Raw genomic sequence first — 16,449 nt, 5'->3', positions numbered from 1 at the left:
GGCACGAAGTGCAGGTGCCCCCCGCACCCGGCCGCGCCCGCGTGCGGCAGCGAGGGAAGCAGACGGAGCAGACCCGCGCCCTGGGATCTAGCCTACTCGGCCGGGGCAGCCCCGCGGTGGGACCGCTCGGCCCGGACGTGGCGCGGGTCGAGCGGCTCCCCGCAGCCGCCACAGACGAGCCGGGCTCCGAGGACATGGCCGCACTGGTGGGTGAGGGTCAGCGGCGGCCCTTCCGGCCCGGCCATCCAGCGGTCGCCCCACGAGAGCATGGCGACGAGCACGGGGTAGAGGTCGCGCCCCTTTTCAGTCAGGCGGTACTCGCAACGGGGCGGCCGGTCCTGGTACTGGCGGCGCTCGAGGACGCCATGTTCGACGAGGCGCTGGAGGCGGGCCGCCAGGACGTTGCGCGCAATACCAAGCCGCTGCTGGAAGTCGTCGAAGCGGCGGACGCCGTTGAAGGCCTCGCGGATGACGAGCATGGTCCACCATTCGCCGATCACCTCAAGGGTGCGAGCGACAGAGCAGGGCATCTCGGCGAAGCTGGTGCGGCGCATGGCGGGAGCATACCACACCGGCATGGCAAAGTTGCTGCCAGCAACCGACCCTGCGATTCGTCCGGCAGGAGAGCCCGGAGTAAGCTTTGCGCAACGCAACCCCATATTCGGAGCAGAGCATGAGCTACGACCCGCGAGCCCACAGCCGCATCCTCGTCGATGGCCCCGACCGGGCCCCGGCGCGTTCGTACCTGAAATCGGTCGGGTATACGACAGAGGACCTGAAGCGGCCGCTCGTGATGGTCGCGCATTCGTGGATCGGCACGATGCCGTGCAATTTCAACCACCGCGAGCTGGCGTCGGAGGTGATGTCGGGCATCTGGGCGGCCGGCGGCACGCCGATGGAGGTCAACACGGTTGCGATCTCCGACGGCATCTCGATGGGCACGGAAGGGATGAAGGCCTCGCTGGTCTCGCGCGAACTGATTGCGGACTCGATCGAGCTCGCGGCGGTCGGGTACTCGTTCGACGCGGCGGTCATCATCGTGGGCTGCGACAAGACGATTCCCGCGGCGGCGATGGCGCTGGCCCGCCTGAACATCCCGGGGCTGGTCCTGTACGGGGGTTCGATTGCACCCGGCAGGTACCGCGGGCGCGACATCACCATCCAGGACGTCTTTGAAGGGGTGGGGCAGCACGCTGCGGGCAAGCTTTCCGAAGAGGAGCTTGAAGAAATTGTGGACGCCGCCTGCCCCGGAGCGGGGGCCTGCGGTGCCCAGTACACCGCAAACACCATGGCTACTGTCATGGAGTTTATGGGGCTTTCGCCGATGGGCAGTGCGACCGTGGGCGCGACCGACAGGCGGAAGCGGAAGGTGGCGTTCCAGGCGGGCGAGCTCGTGATGAAGGTCCTAAACGACGGCCTCCTGCCGCGCGATATCCTGACCCGGCAGGCGTTCGAGAACGGCATCATCTGCGCGGCTTCGACGGGCGGGTCGACCAACGCGGTGCTGCACCTCCTCGCCATCGCGCACGAAGCCGGCGTGCCGCTCGACATCGACGACTTCGACCGCATCTCGGAGCAGACGCCGCTCATCGGGGACCTTCGCCCAGGCGGCCGCTACGTTGCGCTCGACATGGACCGGGCCGGCGGCACGCGATTGCTGGCGAAGCGGCTGCTCGAGGCCGGCAAGCTCCACGGCAACGTGATGACCGTGACGGGGCGAACGATCGCGGAAGAGGCAGCCGAGGCGGTCGAAACCCCGGGCCAGGATGTCATCCTCCCCGTTGAGAAGGCGCTCAAGCCGACCGGAGGGCTGGTCATCCTCAAAGGCAACCTCGCGCCGGAGGGCTGCGTCATCAAGGTCGCGGGACACGAGCGGATGTACCACGAAGGTCCTGCCCGGGTGTTCGAGTGCGAGGAGGATGCGTTCCACGCAGTGACGGCGCGCCAGATCCGGCCCGGCGATGTGGTGGTTATCCGGAACGAGGGGCCGAAGGGCGGGCCGGGCATGCGTGAGATGCTCGGCGTGACCGCTGCACTGGTGGGCGAGGGCCTCGGCGAGTCGGTTGCGCTGCTGACGGACGGGCGCTTCAGCGGCGCGACGCGCGGGCTGATGGCGGGGCACGTGGCACCCGAGGCGGCAGTCGGCGGGCCGATCGCGCTGGTGCGGGAAGGGGACATCATCAGCTTCGACGTTAAGGGGCGGAAGCTGACGCTCCATGTGGATGCGGCGGAGCTCGAACGGCGCCGGGCGGAGTGGAAGCCGCGCCCGCCGAAGTACACGCGCGGGGTGTTCGCCAAGTACGCGGCCCAGGTTTCGAGCGCCTCCAAAGGCGCGGTAACGTCCTGACGCTGGCCGAGCGACTGCGCTATCGGCCCTGCACGCGGAGCTCGGCGGCAGCTGGCACCATCGCACCGGGGTAGGCGCCCGGGTCAATCTCCGGCATGTCGTGGGCGAAGACCCCGCCTCGGGTCGGCACGGTCCACACGTGGAGCTGCCACGGAGTCCGGGCAGTGAATATGCCCGGGCACTGCTGGCGGCTGGCGACCGTGCGGACGCCATTGCCCACAAAGCAGAGGTTTTCGTGGTAGTGCCAGGCATCGAGCGGGCCGAAGTACGAGGGCGACTCTTCCGTGACCCCTTCGGCAAGGAACATTGCGCCGACGAGGCGCCACGTCCCATCGAGACGCTTCGTGTACAACAGCACCTCGGGGCGAGCGGGGTCCATTTCGTGTCCGTCGCGCTGGTAGTCGAGCTTGATGAAATGGGCCGCGATGCCGGGCAGGTCCTGGGTGATTTGTATGTAACCGTCGGCCATGGCCCTCCGGATGTCTTCGTAGGGTGTGATGTTCGCGCGGAGTTCAACGACGAATGCGGCTGCGGCCGCGAGCTGTTCAGCGGTTACCGGGACCTCTTCGTGGTGATGGTGAGCCGAACCTTCACCCATGGGATTCGAGTCACCGGGGCCATCAGCGGCGTGGGTATGGCCATCGGCGGAGGCGACAAATTTTGCCGCTATGGCCGGGCCAACTGCCCGGGCGAGCGCTGGATCGAGGACGACCACCTGCGCGGGGTCGTGAAGATGGCTTCCGTCGTGAATGTGCCCGCCGCTGTCGGCGCGGGAAGCGAGCCAGATTGACCCGGCAGCGGCCACGCCGACCACCGGGAGGCCGGTCCCCCGGAGGAGCGAGCCCCAGGGGCCGTCGCCGCCGATGTTCCGTTCGTTCAGCCAGGCGACCGCGACCCCCAAAAGGCAGGCGGCCATGATGGCCGTGCCGGCGACAATCATGAGGTGAGACGGGTTGGCGAGGGAGAGGACATCCTCGCGCTGGGCGAGGGTAGCGTCGCGCGAGTGGCGGTAGACGTCCCAGCCGAGCCCTGCGAGATGGAGTGCCAGGCCGGAGATTGCGCCGAGCCATAACGTTCGGTAGTGCATCGTTCCACTCCTCGCGGGGGAGGGTACGCGAATGGCGTTCGGGGGGAAAGGGCCGGAGCGCGAATGAGCGCGGGCCGGTATGCTTCGACCACCACGACGGGGCTCCCGACGGACCATGCCGATTCGCCGCCTCCTGATCGCGAACCGCGGGGAGATTGCCCTGCGAATCTTGCGGGCCGCCGCCGAGCTCGGCATTGAGACGGTCGCCGTCGCCCCTGCGGACGACGCAGCAAGTCTTCACCTGCGCCGGGCGGACCGGCACGTTCTGCTGCCGGGCGCGGGGGTCTCCGCCTACCTGGACATCGCGGCCATCGTGCAGGCTGCCGCGGAGTCGGGCTGTGATGCGGTCCACCCCGGGTACGGTTTCCTGAGCGAGCGCGCGGATTTTGCCGCGGCGTGCGAGGGAGCCGGGCTCATCTTCGTTGGGCCGCGGCCGGAGACGCTGGGGGCACTGGGCGACAAGGTGGCCGCCCGGCGGCTGGCGATGGCCTGCCGCGTGCCGGTCGTCCCGGGGACTGGCGGTGCCGTCGACGTCATGCAGGCACGGGAATTCCTGGCCAGCCTCGATGGGGCGCCGATGCTGCTCAAGGCTGTGTCCGGCGGGGGTGGGCGGGGTGTGCGGGTGGTCCGCGCGCCGGAGGAGCTCGAGGCGGCATTCGCCCGGGCCAGCTCGGAGGCGGCGGCTGCGTTCGGCGACGGCTCGCTGTATGCCGAGCGGTTCATCGAACGTGCGCGGCACATCGAGGTGCAGGTCGTCGGCGATGGAGCGGGCGGGGTCACCCATGCCTGGGAGCGGGAGTGCAGCCTGCAGCGCCGGCACCAGAAGGTAGTGGAAATCGCGCCGGCGCCGGGGCTCCCGGAGGGACTGCGGGAGCAGCTGGTCGCCGCGAGCGTCTCCATGGCGCGCCAGCTCCGCTACCGCGGCCTTGGGACGTTCGAGTTCCTCGTCGATGCCACGCGCCCGCTCGACAGCGGGTCACCCTGGTACTTCATCGAGGCGAACGCCCGGCTCCAGGTGGAGCATACGGTGACTGAGGAAGTGACCGGCCTGGACCTGGTCGCGCTGCAGCTCGCTATCGCCGGGGGCGCGACCCTGGCCGAGCTGGGCCTCGGGGATGGGCCCCCGGCACCGCGCGGCTTTGCCATCCAGGCCCGCGTGAACGCGGAGCGGATGACCGCGACCGGGCTGGCCTATCCAGCCGCGGGGACGCTCACTGCGTTCGCACCGCCGGCGGGACCATTCGTGCGCGTGGACACGGCCGCGGCGGCGGGCGCCAGCATCAGCCCGGCGTTTGATTCGCTGCTGGCGAAGGTGGTCGTCCGCTCGCCGGCACCAGAGTTCGGAACGGCCGTCGCCCGCCTCCGCCGGACGCTGGGCGAATTCGAGGTGGCCGGCGTGGAGAGCAACCTCGGTTTCCTGCGTGCGCTTGCTGAGCGGCCGGAGCTGGCCGCGGCCGACCTGTACACCCGGTTCATCGATGACCACGCCGCGGAGCTGGTCGAGCGCGCTGCGCAGCTCGCGCCAGAGGCGCCGGAGGCTTCCCAGGCCGGTGGCCAGGTTGCGGGAGCCCGCATCGACACGAGCGACCCACTGGCGGTGCTTGACTACGGGAAGCGGCAGACCGCTGCGTCGCGGCCTGAGCCGCAGCCGGTCGCCGAAGGCGAAGAAGCAGTCCGCGCGCCGCTCCAGGGCACCGTCGTCGCGGTCCAGGCAGAGCCGGGGCAGACGGTGCGGGCCGGGCAGGTGGTGGCGGTGATGGAAGCGATGAAAATGGAGCACGAGGTGACGGCGCCGTGCGCGGGGACGGTGGTGCGGGTCGAGGTTGGGGAAGGGGTGCCGGTCGTCGAGGGCGCAATCCTGCTGACGATTGCGCCCGGTGAGGCCGATGGCGCGGCCGACACGGGAACCGAGGAGGTCGACCTCGACCGGATCCGGCCGGACCTCGCCGAGGTGCTGGAGCGGCGGGCACGAACGCGCGATGAACGGCGGCCGGAGGCGGTGGCGAAGCGGCATGCGACGGGGCATCGCACGGCGCGGGAGAATATCGCCCACCTGTGCGACCCGGGGACGTTCATCGAATACGGGCCGCTGGTCCTCGCCGCACAGCGGGCGCGCCGCTCGCTTGAGGAGCTTATCGAAAAGACGCCTGCCGACGGCCTGGTCACCGGCGTGGGGAGCGTCAACGGCGAGCTGTTCGGGGACCCTGCGAGCCGGTGCGCGATCATGGCATACGACTACACCGTGCTCGCGGGCACGCAGGGCGGCCAGAACCACCGCAAGACGGACCGGATCATCGACGTGGCCGAGCAGGGCCGCATGCCGTTCATTCTCTTCGCCGAGGGGGGCGGGGGCCGGCCCGGGGACACGGACATTGTCGCGAGCGCGCTGTCGCCGCCAACCTTCACCCGATTCGCCCAGCTTTCGGGGCTTGTGCCGATGATCGGCATCACGACGGGGCGGTGCTTTGCCGGCAACGCAGCGCTGCTCGGCTGCTGCGACGTGGTGATCGCGACTGAAGATGCGAACATCGGGATGGGCGGCCCTGCAATGATTGAAGGCGGCGGCCTCGGCATCTATGCGCCCGAGGAGATAGGACCGACGTCGGTCCAGGTGCCGAACGGGGTCATCGACATCCTCGTGCGCGACGAGGCCGAAGCGGTCGAGGTTGCAAAGCAGTACCTCTCATACTTCCAGGGCAACCTGCCGACCTGGGAGGCCGCCGACCAGCGCCTGCTTCGGACGGTGGTGCCCGAGAACCGGCTCAGGGTGTACGACGTACGCAAGGCGATTCGTCTCGTATTCGATACGGGGTCGGTGCTGGAGCTCCGGCCGCGGTTCGGGGTCGGGATCATCACAGCGCTGGCCAGGCTGGAGGGGCGGCCGGTGGGTGTGGTGGCGAACAACCCGGCGCACCTCGGCGGAGCCATCGACTCGGATGGGGCGGACAAGGCAGCACGCTTCCTGCAGCTGTGCGACGCGTTCGACCTGCCGGTGGTCTACTTCTGCGACACGCCGGGCATCATGGTCGGGCCGGAAGTGGAGAAGACGGCGCTGGTTCGGCACGCGGCGCGGCTGTTCCTCACCGGGGCAAACATCAGCGTGCCGACGTTCACGGTCATCCTGCGCAAGGCGTACGGGCTCGGTGCAATCGCCATGGCGGGCGGGACGTATCACCGGCCTCTCTTCACGGTGGCGTGGCCCACGGCCGAGTTCGGCGGTATGGGGCTCGAAGGCTCGGTGAAGCTGGGCTACCGGAATGAACTGGCCGCAATTGCGGACCCGGAGAAGCGGCGGGAATTCTTCGAAGCGATGGTGGCCCGCGCCTACGAGCGGGGGAAGGCGCTCAACCAGGCATCGCTGTTTGAAGTGGACGACGCGATCGACCCGGCCGAGACGCGGGACTGGCTGACGGGACTCCTCCGCTCGATTCGGCCCGGCCCACCCCGGACCGCCAAGAAGCGCCCGAACATCGACGCCTGGTAGGGCTGCGACACAAAGCCGCGAACAGCCCCAGGTGACACCGGCTGCACAGCAGCCGGATTGCGGGGCAACTCCTGACTGCACCCATCTGAGCTGCGGAACCCGGCTCATTTGAGACCGTCTCTCAATTCAGGCGTTGGCATGCTCGAGGGCCATGTCAACGCTTCCGCTTTCGCCTGCATCGGCTGCCGTGACGGATGCGAGGGCGCGCGCCCTGGCCGCCCGGGGCAGGTTCCTCGCCAGCATGGGCGTGCTCGCCATCGTCCTGTTTATCGTGACCATCGTGGCGACTGCACTGGGGCCTGTCTCCATTGCCCCGCTGCGCGTCTGGAACATCATCGCTGCGGAGCTCGGGCTCCCGATCGGCTCGGTTGACAGCCAACGCGACGTCGCGGTTGTGATGCAGCTACGGCTCCCGCGCATCCTCCTGGCCGCCATCTGCGGCGCGGCGCTGGCCGTTGCCGGTGCGGCCCTCCAGGCCGTGTTCCGAAATCCGCTGGCCGAGCCGGGGGTTACCGGCGTGTCGTCGGGGGCGTCGCTTGGGGCGGTGGCGGTGCTCTACTGGAACCTCGATGCCTGGCACCCGCTGGTGCTGCCGCTCGGCGCCTTCTTCGCTGCAGCTGCGACCGTTGCCGTGGTGTATGGCATCGCCGCGGGGACGAACCGTTCATCAGTGGCGACGCTGGTCCTGGTAGGGCTCGCGATCAACGCGTTCCTGAGCGGCATTGTCAGTGCCTTTGTGGCGAATGCCCGGAACGAGCAGGAGATCCGGAGCATCATCTTCTGGCTCCAGGGCGGGCTCGAGGCACGGACGTGGGAACATGTCCGGCTTGCGCTGGCCCCGGTGCTGGTCGGCGTCGCCGGCCTCATCGCGGTTGGGCGCGACCTGAACCTGTTGCTCCTCGGCGATGACCTTGCGACGAGCGCCGGGGTAGCTGTGCGACCGGTTCGGTGGCTCATCCTGGGGCTGTGCGCGCTGGTGACCGGTGCGGCGGTGGCCGTAACCGGGGTCATCTCGTTCGTCGGCCTGGTGATTCCGCACGCCCTTCGTCTCGTCATCGGGACCGATAGCCGTGTCCTTCTGCCGGCAAGCGCGCTGGCGGGGGCTTCATTCCTCGTCATCTGCGACACGATTGCGCGGATGGCCTTCCAGCCGGTCACGCTCCAGGTAGGGGTCGTGACATCGCTCATCGGTGGTCCGCTCTTCCTGGCGCTGGTCATCCGGACCCGCAAGGAGTTTGCCCTGTGAGCGAACCCGTTCTGCTCGAGGCGCGGGAAGTTCGCGTGGCCTACGACGCGCGCGAAATCCTGAAGCGGCCGTCGCTCCAGGCCGCTGAGGGCGAGCTGATTGGCCTGGTCGGGCCGAACGGCGCGGGGAAATCCACGCTGCTGCGGGTGCTTGCAGGGCTGCTCTGGCCTTCTGACGGGTCGGTGTTCCTGGATGGGCGGCCGATGGCGGAGCTATCGCGCCGGGAGCGTTCACGGCTCATCGGTTACGTGCCGCAGGATGTCCGAATCGACTTCCCGCTGACGGCGGAGCAGGTCGTGCTGCTCGGCCGGCACCCGCACTCCCGTCGACTCTCGACGGATTCCGCCCACGACTACGCGCTGGCAGCGCTCGCGCTCGAGCGGGTGGGGATGGCGGCCTACCGTGACCGGAAGGTTTCGACGCTCTCGGGCGGCGAGCGCCAGCTGGTCATGCTGGCCCGTGCGCTGTGCGGCGAGCCGCGGGTGCTGCTCCTCGACGAGCCGGTCTCGGCGCTCGACCTGAAGCACCAGCTCCTGGCGCTGGCAATCGTACGGGAGACGGTGGACGAGGGAGCAGCCGGTGTTGTTGTCCTGCACGACCTGAACCTGGCGTCGCGGTTCTGCGACCGGGTGCTGGTGATGCACCAGGGCCAGATCAAGGCGGCCGGGTCGCCATCGGAGGTGCTCCGACCGTCGCTCCTGAGGGAGGCGTACGGCGTCGGCGTGGCGGTGCGGCACGATGATCTCATCGGCCGGCCGTCAGTCGTGGCGGTGCGCCATCGTCACAGCAAGCCGGTAGCGGTAACGGGAACCGAGGCCACGCTGCCTCGCGCACTCGGTGCGCTCTTCCGGACCGGCTGTATCGACGTCGTCGTGCTCGCACCGGCAGGCTCGGCGGCGGCGCTTTTTGCCGGGGAGCTCGGGCTGCGGGTGCACGACCCGAGCAGCGCGCTCCCGCCGGACCTTGCCGGCCTGACCGTCATTGCGGTCGGCGAACAGGCCATGCACCTGCCTGCCGGGGCGGGACCGGTCATGCGGGTCGACGGGCCGGACGCGCTCCTGGAGCTTCTCGACACCGTTCACAACCGCCCGGCCGAGTCGAGCGTCGATGCCTCGACTGGGGCGGCGTCTGACTTCGGGCGGGCCATTCTGCATCCAAAACTCGACCATTCAGAGGTGACACGATGACGCGATTTCGCAGGTTTATCCTCATGCCGGGTTTGATCGCCGCTGCCATGCTGCTCGTGGCCGCATGCGGCGGCGACGACGATGACACAGGGAGCGCCGAATCAGGCAGCCGGCCGAACCCAACCGCGACAGCGCCCCTGGCCGGTGCCGCTCCTTCGCCAACGGCGACTCCCGCATCGGCGTTCCCGGTAACGATTGAGCATGAAGGCCGCTCGGTAACGATTAAGGATCGGCCGAAGCGGATCGTCGCCCTTTCGAACGACGTGGCCGACATCGCGCTGCGGCTGGCCGGCCCGGAACGGGTCGCGGCGTTGCCCGCCTCGAACGGAACTCCTTCGCTCGCGGCCGGCGCGGCGATGGCCGGGAGTGTCGCGACGAAGTTGCCGCCGGGAACGAATCCGGAGCCGGAGCAGATCCTTTCGCTGAAGCCGGACCTCGTGCTCATCACGACGCGGCATGGCGGCGAGCAGGATGCTGCCAAGCTCCTCGAACAGGTGAACGTGCCGCTCCTCATCTTTGCCCACTGGGGGAAGCCGGAGGAGATTGCGGAGAACGTCCGGGTCATTGGGAAGGCCGTCGGCGAAGTTGAGAAGGCAGAGCAGCTCGTCAAGGAGATGGAGGCGGGCATGGAGCGGGTCAAGAAGGCCGTCTCCGGCGTGCAGACGAAGCCCCGCGTGGTCGCCTTCTCCGACCAGGCGAACCGTCCGTTCCTCATCGGAAAGTCGGGCGGCGGCATTACACCGACGCTGATTGCGATGGCCGGGGGTGAGCTGGTGGCCGACCAGGGAGGCCCGGCCCAAACCGAGCGGGTCGTGGCGCTGAACCCGGACGTCATCGTCATCATCGACGTCTGGGGCAAGGGGCTGGAAAACTACCGGAGCATTCTTGACGCACCCGCCATGCAGGCGCTGCCGGCGGTGAAGAACAACCGGATCATCGTTCTGCCCGCGTGGCAGGCCTTCCTGCCCACGGACCAGGTGTGGGTGGGGCTGGAGGCGCTGGCGAAGGCGCTCCACCCGGAGGCGTTCAGGTCGTGAGCAGGCATCTGCGCTGCGTGTTTTTCGGGTTCGATTCGCACCGGGCGCTGCCCGTGCGGGCGGGTGTGGAGAAGGCCCGGGAGCTGTACGGCCTGACGGTCGAGGCGGCCTGCTACGACCGGGAGGCGCTCCTGGAGCGATCTCTCGAGGAAGCCGCTGCACTGGCGCAAGCCGCCGATGCCGTGTTCGTGGCGAGCCTGGCGGACGATGCCTACCTGGAGCACGCGCGGGTGCTCGCTGCGAACTGCGAACGGTTTTATCCGAGCGCGCCGAACACCCTCGACATCGCGGGAATGGCCCGGGTTCCCGGTCTCCGGCTCGATGACCCGGCCGCCATGGGCGTGCTGGCGCAAGCAGCGGGCGCCATGGCCGCCGCGGGGAAGCCCGTCCCCCCATTCCCGGGGCTCATTGCGACAGTGCTGCCCCAGGTTGCCCACCTGCTCCCTGCGGAGCTGACCGCGGTCCGGTCGCTGGGACGGGTGCTGCAGGCGATGCTGAACCTTTCGCCGGAGAACGTGGCGCTGGCATTCGCCGCGATAGCTGCGGAGCAGGGATTCGACGGTATAGCGGACCCCGGGTGGCCGGAGGTTTTCCCGGCCTGCGGGTTCTGGCACCCCCGGGTTGGGCTCGCCGCCACCTGGGCCGAGTTCGAGGCGCGCCGCGCCGCCGTCACCGCGCCGCCGGCCGCTGCTGGCCGGGTGCTGCTCGTTGTCTTCTCGACGCAGGTGACATCGGGCAACCACGCCCATCTCGATGCGCTCATCGCGGCGCTCGAACGGGAAGGGCTGGACGTCGTGCCGTGGTTCGGCGCGCTCGATGCTGCCGGGCGCGTGGATGAGGTGCTCCAGGTCCCGGGCATCGACCTCGTTGTCAACGCCTCGGGGTTCACGCTGACCGGTACGCACGGGCAGCCAAACGTCGCCGGTGACGTCCAGCTCCTGAACGCCTGGGATGTCCCCCAGGTCAACGCGGTGCCGCTGCTTTTCCAGACGGTGGAGAGCTGGCGCGAGAACCCGATGGGCCTGGCGCCAATGGCGATGGCGATGCAGGTCGCGGTTCCGGAGCTCGAGGCAGCGCTGGCACCGAGGGTGTTGGCCGGGCGCACGGAGGAGGACGACCGCATGGAGGCGGTTGACGGGAACCTGCAGCGGATCGCGCGGCACGCACGGCGGCTGGTTGAACTCCGGAAGCGCCCGAACGCCGAGAAGCGGGTGGCGATCATCATCTTTTGTGTTCCACCCGACGGCGGAGCGGTCGGTACTGCTGCGTACCTCGACGTTTTCGCGTCACTGTACGCCTTGCTGGAGCGGTTGCGGGACGAAGGCTACACGGTAGAGGTTCCGGCCTCGGCGGAAGCGCTTCTTGAGACGCTCGTGAATGACGAGGCAGGCGCGAAGCGGACGGGCGTGGCCATCGCCGACTGGTACCCGGCAGCGGAGTACGTCCGGGCGGCGCCGGAGCTGGAGCGGGTGAGCCGGCAATGGGGCCCGGCCCCCGGGGACGTGGATACTGACGGGGTAGCGCTCGCGATCCGCGGGGCGGTCCTCGGCAACGTGGCGATCCTCGTGCAGCCGGACAACGGGGGATACAGCGACCCCATCGGGCTCCTGTACAGTGCCGACGCGAGTCCGAGCCACAGCTTCACGGCCCTGTATGACTGGGTCGCCCGCAAGTTCCGGGCAGACGTCATCCTGCATTTTGGGACGCACGGCGCGCTGGAATTCATGCCCGGGAAACAGGCGGGGCTTCTCGCGAGCGACTTCCCCGACGCGCTCATCGGGGATACGCCGCACATCTACTACTACTGCATGAACAACCCGGCAGAGGCCGCTATCGCGCGGAGGCGTTCAGCGTCCGAGATAGTGAGTTATCTAAGCCCGCCCGTGGCCCGGGCAGGCCTGTACGGTGCGCTCGAGGCCGCTCGTGACGCTCTCCTGGCAGCTCGGGAGGAGCCGGCGGATGCGCAGCGGCTCGCCGCCCTCCGGGCGGCTGTCGAGGCGGCTGGACTCGATACGGTCGTGCCTGCGACGGACAGCGAGGAACCGGGGAGATACCTGGAGCAGGTGTCGCGCGCGCTCGATGAACTGGAGCAAACCCTCATTCCGCTCGGGCTGCACGTCCTCGGGCGGGGCATCGCGCCGTCTGAAGCGATTGACATCTTGAGCGCCGCCTGCGAGTACCCGCTCAACGGCGAGAGTGGGCAGAGCCTGCTCGATGCGGTTACGGCGGTGACAGGGGATGAACGGGCTGCCCGCGAGGCCGTGGCCCAGCTGGCCGGTGCAATTGCCCGCGGCGAGCCGCCCCCGACCGGCAGCCCCTGGACGGAACTCGAGCCCGGATTTCTCGCCCGGTGGCACCGTTATCTTTCGGACCGACTCGGCCTGCTGGATGCCGGGAACGAACTTGACGGACTGGTGCGGGCGCTCTCGGGCCGCTACATCCCGCCGTCGCCAGGGGGCGACCCGGTGCGGGAGCCAGATGCGCTCCCGACGGGCCGCGGACTGGTTGCGCTCGACCCGTACCGGGTCCCGACGCTGCCGGCGATCGACGCAGGGACCCGACTGGCTGACGAGCTGGTGCAGGCAGCTCTGCGGGAAACGGGCAGCTACCCGGAAACCATCGGGGTCGTGCTGTGGGGGCTCGAAACCATCAAAGCCCGGGGTGAAGCGATCGCGCAGGTTTTGCGGCTGATCGGTGTCCGGCCCGCCGCGGACTCCTTTGGCCGGATGACACGATTCGAGATCGTCCCGCTGGATGAGCTGGGGCGGCCGCGCATCGATGTGCTGCTCACTGTCTCTGGCATCTTCCGCGACCTGTTCCTGCCTTCGACCGGACTGCTCGACCGGGCCTTCCGGGCGGTCGCCGAGCTGCCGGAGCCGCCGGAACTGAACTACGTCCGAAAGCACGTCCTGGAGACGGCGGAGCGGCTTGGCGTGAGCTTTGCGGAGGCATCGGCCCGGGTGTTCTCGCAGCGGGCAGGGCGGTACGGGACCGGCGTAAACGACGTGGTGCTCTCGTCGCAGTGGGAAGATGCCGACCAGCTGGCCGAGGTGTTCTCCGACTCGATGGCGTTCGCCTATGGGGAGCGCCATGCTTCGCGAACTCTACCGGCGGTATTCCGCGAGCTGCTCGGTACGGTGGAAACGACCTTCCAGAACGTTGATTCGACGGAGGTCTCGCTTTCGGACGTGGACCATTATTTCGAGTACCTCGGCGGCCTGACCAACGCAGCGCGGGCAGCGAGCGGGAGGGAGCCCGTGGCGCTGGTTGCGGACACGTTCCGGCGAGACGGGCGGGTTCGCACGCTGCGCGAGGCGCTCTGGCTGGAAACGAAGACGCGTCTCCTGAATCCGAAGTGGCGGGAGGCGCTGCTCGAGCATGGCTACAGCGGAGTCGCACAGGTCGCCACCCGCCTGGACAACACGTTCGGCTGGTCGGCGACGACTTCAGCGCTTGACGGGAGGCTCTTTACCGAGGTTGCGGAGACATATTTGCTCGACGACGAACTCCGGGAGCGGATGGCCCGGGAGAATCCCCTGGCTGTCCGCCGCATGGGCGAGCGGCTGATCGAGGCGGCGCGGCGCGGTACCTGGGATGCCCCAGCAGAGGTGCTCGAGCGTCTCGAAACGGCTGTCGCAGCTCTCGACGACGCCATCGAAGGGGTTGCTCTCCATGCAGGCTAGCGGCGGAGCGGAGGGAGTTTATTTTCCCTTTTCGGCGATTCTCGGGCAGGAGGAGCTGAAGCTGGGCCTGCTGCTGAATGCAGTCGACCCGCAAATCGGCGGATTGCTCGCACTCGGCGACCGGGGCACCGGGAAATCGACGACGGTGCGTGCCCTGGGCGAGATGTTGAGGCTGGCGAATATCGCCGCACCGGTCGTTACGCTGCCGCTGGGGGCGAGTGACGACCGTGTGCTTGGAGGACTCGACCTGGAAGCCGCGCTGGTGCGGGGCGAGAAGCGGTTCGCGCCAGGGCTGCTGGCCGAGGCGGACCAGGGCTTCCTGTACATCGACGAGGTCAACCTGCTCGACGACTACCTGGTGGACCTGCTGCTTGACGTTGCGGCCAGCGGGGTGAACCACGTGGAGCGGGACGGGCTGAGCGTGACGCACCCGGCGAGGTTTGTGCTGGTGGGCTCTGGAAACCCGGAGGAGGGCGACCTTCGCCCGCAGCTGGAGGACCGCTTCGGCCTGGCCACATGGGTGCGCACCATCACCGACCTGGAGACCCGGAGGGAGATCGTCCTTCGCCGGCTTGCGTTTACCGACGACCCCGTGGGCTTCGCTCAGCGGTTCCGAGAGGCGGAGCGCGAACTGGCAGAACGGGTGCGTCTCGCGCGGGAACGCGTCAGTACGGTTGCGCTTCCACCGCCGGCGCTGGAGGCGGTGGTCAATGTCGTCGTCAGTTCGGGTGCGACGGGGCACCGTGGCGAAATTGTGCTCGCCCGCGCGGCCCGGGCCCGGGCAGCCCTGGAGGGCAGGGAGGAGGCGGCGCCTGCAGACGTCGCAGCCGTGGCGGCAATGGCGCTGCGCCACCGGATGCGGCGTGAACCGTTCGACACCCCCGAAAGTGTCGACAATCGGCTCCGAGAGACCCTCGCTGCGCTGGGGCTGGCGGAGTGAATCCCGCCGATTGGGACGGCGGAGTCGACGAGGCCCTGGCGGTATTCGCGGCCGACCCTGAAGTTGGGCTGGTTTTGGCCGGGGATGCCTGGGGGTGCGAGCAGGCGTTCGCCGCGATTGGTCGCCGCCTGCAGGGCCGGAGGCGGATTGTGCGCGTGGGGCCGGCCGACACTCCCGAATCCCTCGCTGCGGTTGAGGTGACCGGCAGCGACCGCCTCGTTCGCGCTGCAGCCTGGGGAGAGCTTGACCCGGCCAGCGCGGCGCTGCTGCGGCGCGCCCCGGCGCTAGCGGTGGTCGGCTCGGTGCCTCCGGCCCTGGCGTCGCGGTGTGCCCTGGTCGTTGCTGTCCAGGTTCCGCAGGGGGCCGCCGCGGCCAATCTGGACGGCGAGAACCTCCGGCTGTCGGACGGCCCCGCCGGGACCGCGGCAGGGGCGTTGCTTTCCGCGGAAGAGGCAGCCAGGCTGGCGACCGCCATGGCCCGGGATTTCGGGCTTGCCGACCATGAGCTGGAGTACCGGGCAGCCCGGGCTGCCCTGGCCGCATCGAGGCTGGGCCTGGACCCGGCCTCGGTTCTCGCCCGGTGGGTCTTCGGCCCGCGTGCCGTGCCCGTCGAACCGCCGAGTCCGCCGCCAGCTGCGGACCGTCCGCAGGAATCGAGCGAAGGGGACGGGGCCCCCGAGGGCGCCGGGGACGCCGGCGAGACCGTCCTGCCGCCCGTCGATGCGCCGCCGCCGGAACGCGCCGCCTGGCCGCGGCGCCGAGCACGCCGCCAGCTTCCGGGGCGGCACGGGCCTCCGGCACCTGACCGGGCGCGCGGGCGTCCTGGCCGGACGCGCCCGTGGAACAGGGGAGCCCGGCCTGACGTGCCGGCGACGCTCGCGTTCGCGCTGCCGCGGATGGCGCTCCGGGGGTGGCGACCCGGCGAACCGCCGCGGCTTTGGCCCAGCGACCTTCGGCAGCGTGAACGGCGGCGACGTGCCGGGGTTCTGCAGATGATCGTGATCGATGCCTCGGGCAGCATGGCACACGAGGCGATTCGGCGAGCAAAAGGAGCAGCAATTGCCACGCTGCGCGGAGCTTATGTCGACCGGCGAACTGTCGCCGTCGTTGTTGCCCGCGGACGCTCGGCGTACCTCGACGTGCCCCCGACGCGCTCTACCGGGCGGGTGGCGGCAAGCCTTCGGCGCCTGCCGGCCGGTGGGGGAACGCCACTCGCGTCGGCATATCTGCTGGCGTGGCGGCTGGCCCGCCGGGCCGAGCCGGCGGCAGTCGAGGTGCTGGTGTTTACCGATGGCCGACCAAACGTGCCGCTGGAGCCGGGCGGCGACCCGGCGGAAGATGCCCGCAGGGCGCTCCGCGTGCTGGAGACAGCCGCTGCCCGCGTGCGAGTCGAGACGGTCAGGCGAGGGGTCCAGAAGGCGCGCGCCAGCTGAGATTT

The 16,449-nt window shown here is 69.4% G+C and carries 10 protein-coding genes; 8 read left to right on the top strand and 2 right to left on the bottom strand.

Going from position 1 to position 16,449, the window contains the following annotated elements; genetic code table 11:
- Positions 1–92 precede the first annotated feature (92 nt).
- Positions 93–554, bottom strand: coding sequence for a winged helix-turn-helix transcriptional regulator (locus A9A59_RS14455; RefSeq protein ID WP_133117556.1), 462 nt, complete (start codon positions 552–554; stop codon positions 93–95).
- Between the two features lie 119 nt (positions 555–673).
- On the opposite strand from A9A59_RS14455, the gene ilvD reads away from it, so the two are divergent.
- A complete protein-coding gene (gene ilvD, locus A9A59_RS07840; RefSeq protein WP_098503751.1) occupies positions 674–2,347 on the top strand; it encodes a dihydroxy-acid dehydratase in 1,674 nt (557 codons plus the stop codon).
- Positions 2,348–2,366: 19 nt separating this feature from the next.
- Here ilvD and A9A59_RS07835 read toward each other — a convergent pair whose 3' ends face one another.
- Positions 2,367–3,434, bottom strand: a complete 1,068-nt coding sequence (locus A9A59_RS07835) for a hypothetical protein (RefSeq protein WP_098503750.1) — start codon at positions 3,432–3,434, stop codon at positions 2,367–2,369.
- Between the two features lie 115 nt (positions 3,435–3,549).
- Between A9A59_RS07835 and A9A59_RS07830 the strand changes: the two genes are divergently transcribed.
- The 7 genes from A9A59_RS07830 (at position 3,550) to A9A59_RS07800 (ending at position 16,444) form a co-directional block, all read left to right on the top strand.
- Entirely contained in the window at positions 3,550–6,918 is a 3,369-nt protein-coding gene (locus A9A59_RS07830) for an acetyl-CoA carboxylase family protein (protein WP_098503749.1), read from the top strand.
- Positions 6,919–7,069: 151 nt separating this feature from the next.
- A complete protein-coding gene (locus A9A59_RS07825) occupies positions 7,070–8,164 on the top strand; it encodes a FecCD family ABC transporter permease (protein WP_278286838.1) in 1,095 nt (364 codons plus the stop codon).
- Complete coding sequence (locus tag A9A59_RS07820; RefSeq protein ID WP_106427069.1) at positions 8,161–9,351, top strand: ABC transporter ATP-binding protein; 1,191 nt, start codon at positions 8,161–8,163, stop codon at positions 9,349–9,351. The genes A9A59_RS07825 and A9A59_RS07820 overlap by 4 nt, the downstream gene beginning before the upstream one ends.
- A complete protein-coding gene (locus A9A59_RS07815) occupies positions 9,348–10,388 on the top strand; it encodes an ABC transporter substrate-binding protein (RefSeq protein ID WP_098503746.1) in 1,041 nt (346 codons plus the stop codon). The genes A9A59_RS07820 and A9A59_RS07815 overlap by 4 nt, the downstream gene beginning before the upstream one ends.
- Positions 10,385–14,071: a cobaltochelatase subunit CobN gene (locus A9A59_RS07810; RefSeq protein ID WP_133117555.1), complete on the top strand. Its 3,687-nt coding sequence runs from the start codon at positions 10,385–10,387 to the stop codon at positions 14,069–14,071. Before A9A59_RS07815 ends, A9A59_RS07810 begins: the two co-directional genes overlap by 4 nt.
- The gene (locus tag A9A59_RS07805; protein WP_098503744.1) at positions 14,061–15,011 is read left to right on the top strand and encodes a magnesium chelatase ATPase subunit I; all 951 of its coding nucleotides are present in this window, start codon (positions 14,061–14,063) and stop codon (positions 15,009–15,011) included. Before A9A59_RS07810 ends, A9A59_RS07805 begins: the two co-directional genes overlap by 11 nt.
- Positions 15,008–16,444 (top strand): VWA domain-containing protein, encoded by a 1,437-nt coding sequence (locus A9A59_RS07800; RefSeq protein ID WP_098503743.1) that lies wholly within the window; start codon positions 15,008–15,010, stop codon positions 16,442–16,444. The genes A9A59_RS07805 and A9A59_RS07800 overlap by 4 nt, the downstream gene beginning before the upstream one ends.
- Positions 16,445–16,449 lie beyond the last annotated feature (5 nt).

The sequence above is a fragment of the Tepidiforma thermophila genome, assembly GCF_002563855.1.
GTDB classification, from domain to species: domain Bacteria; phylum Chloroflexota; class Dehalococcoidia; order Tepidiformales; family Tepidiformaceae; genus Tepidiforma; species Tepidiforma thermophila.
Note: the sequence above shows the minus strand (reverse complement) of the source record. Positions and strands in the feature narration are given on the sequence as shown.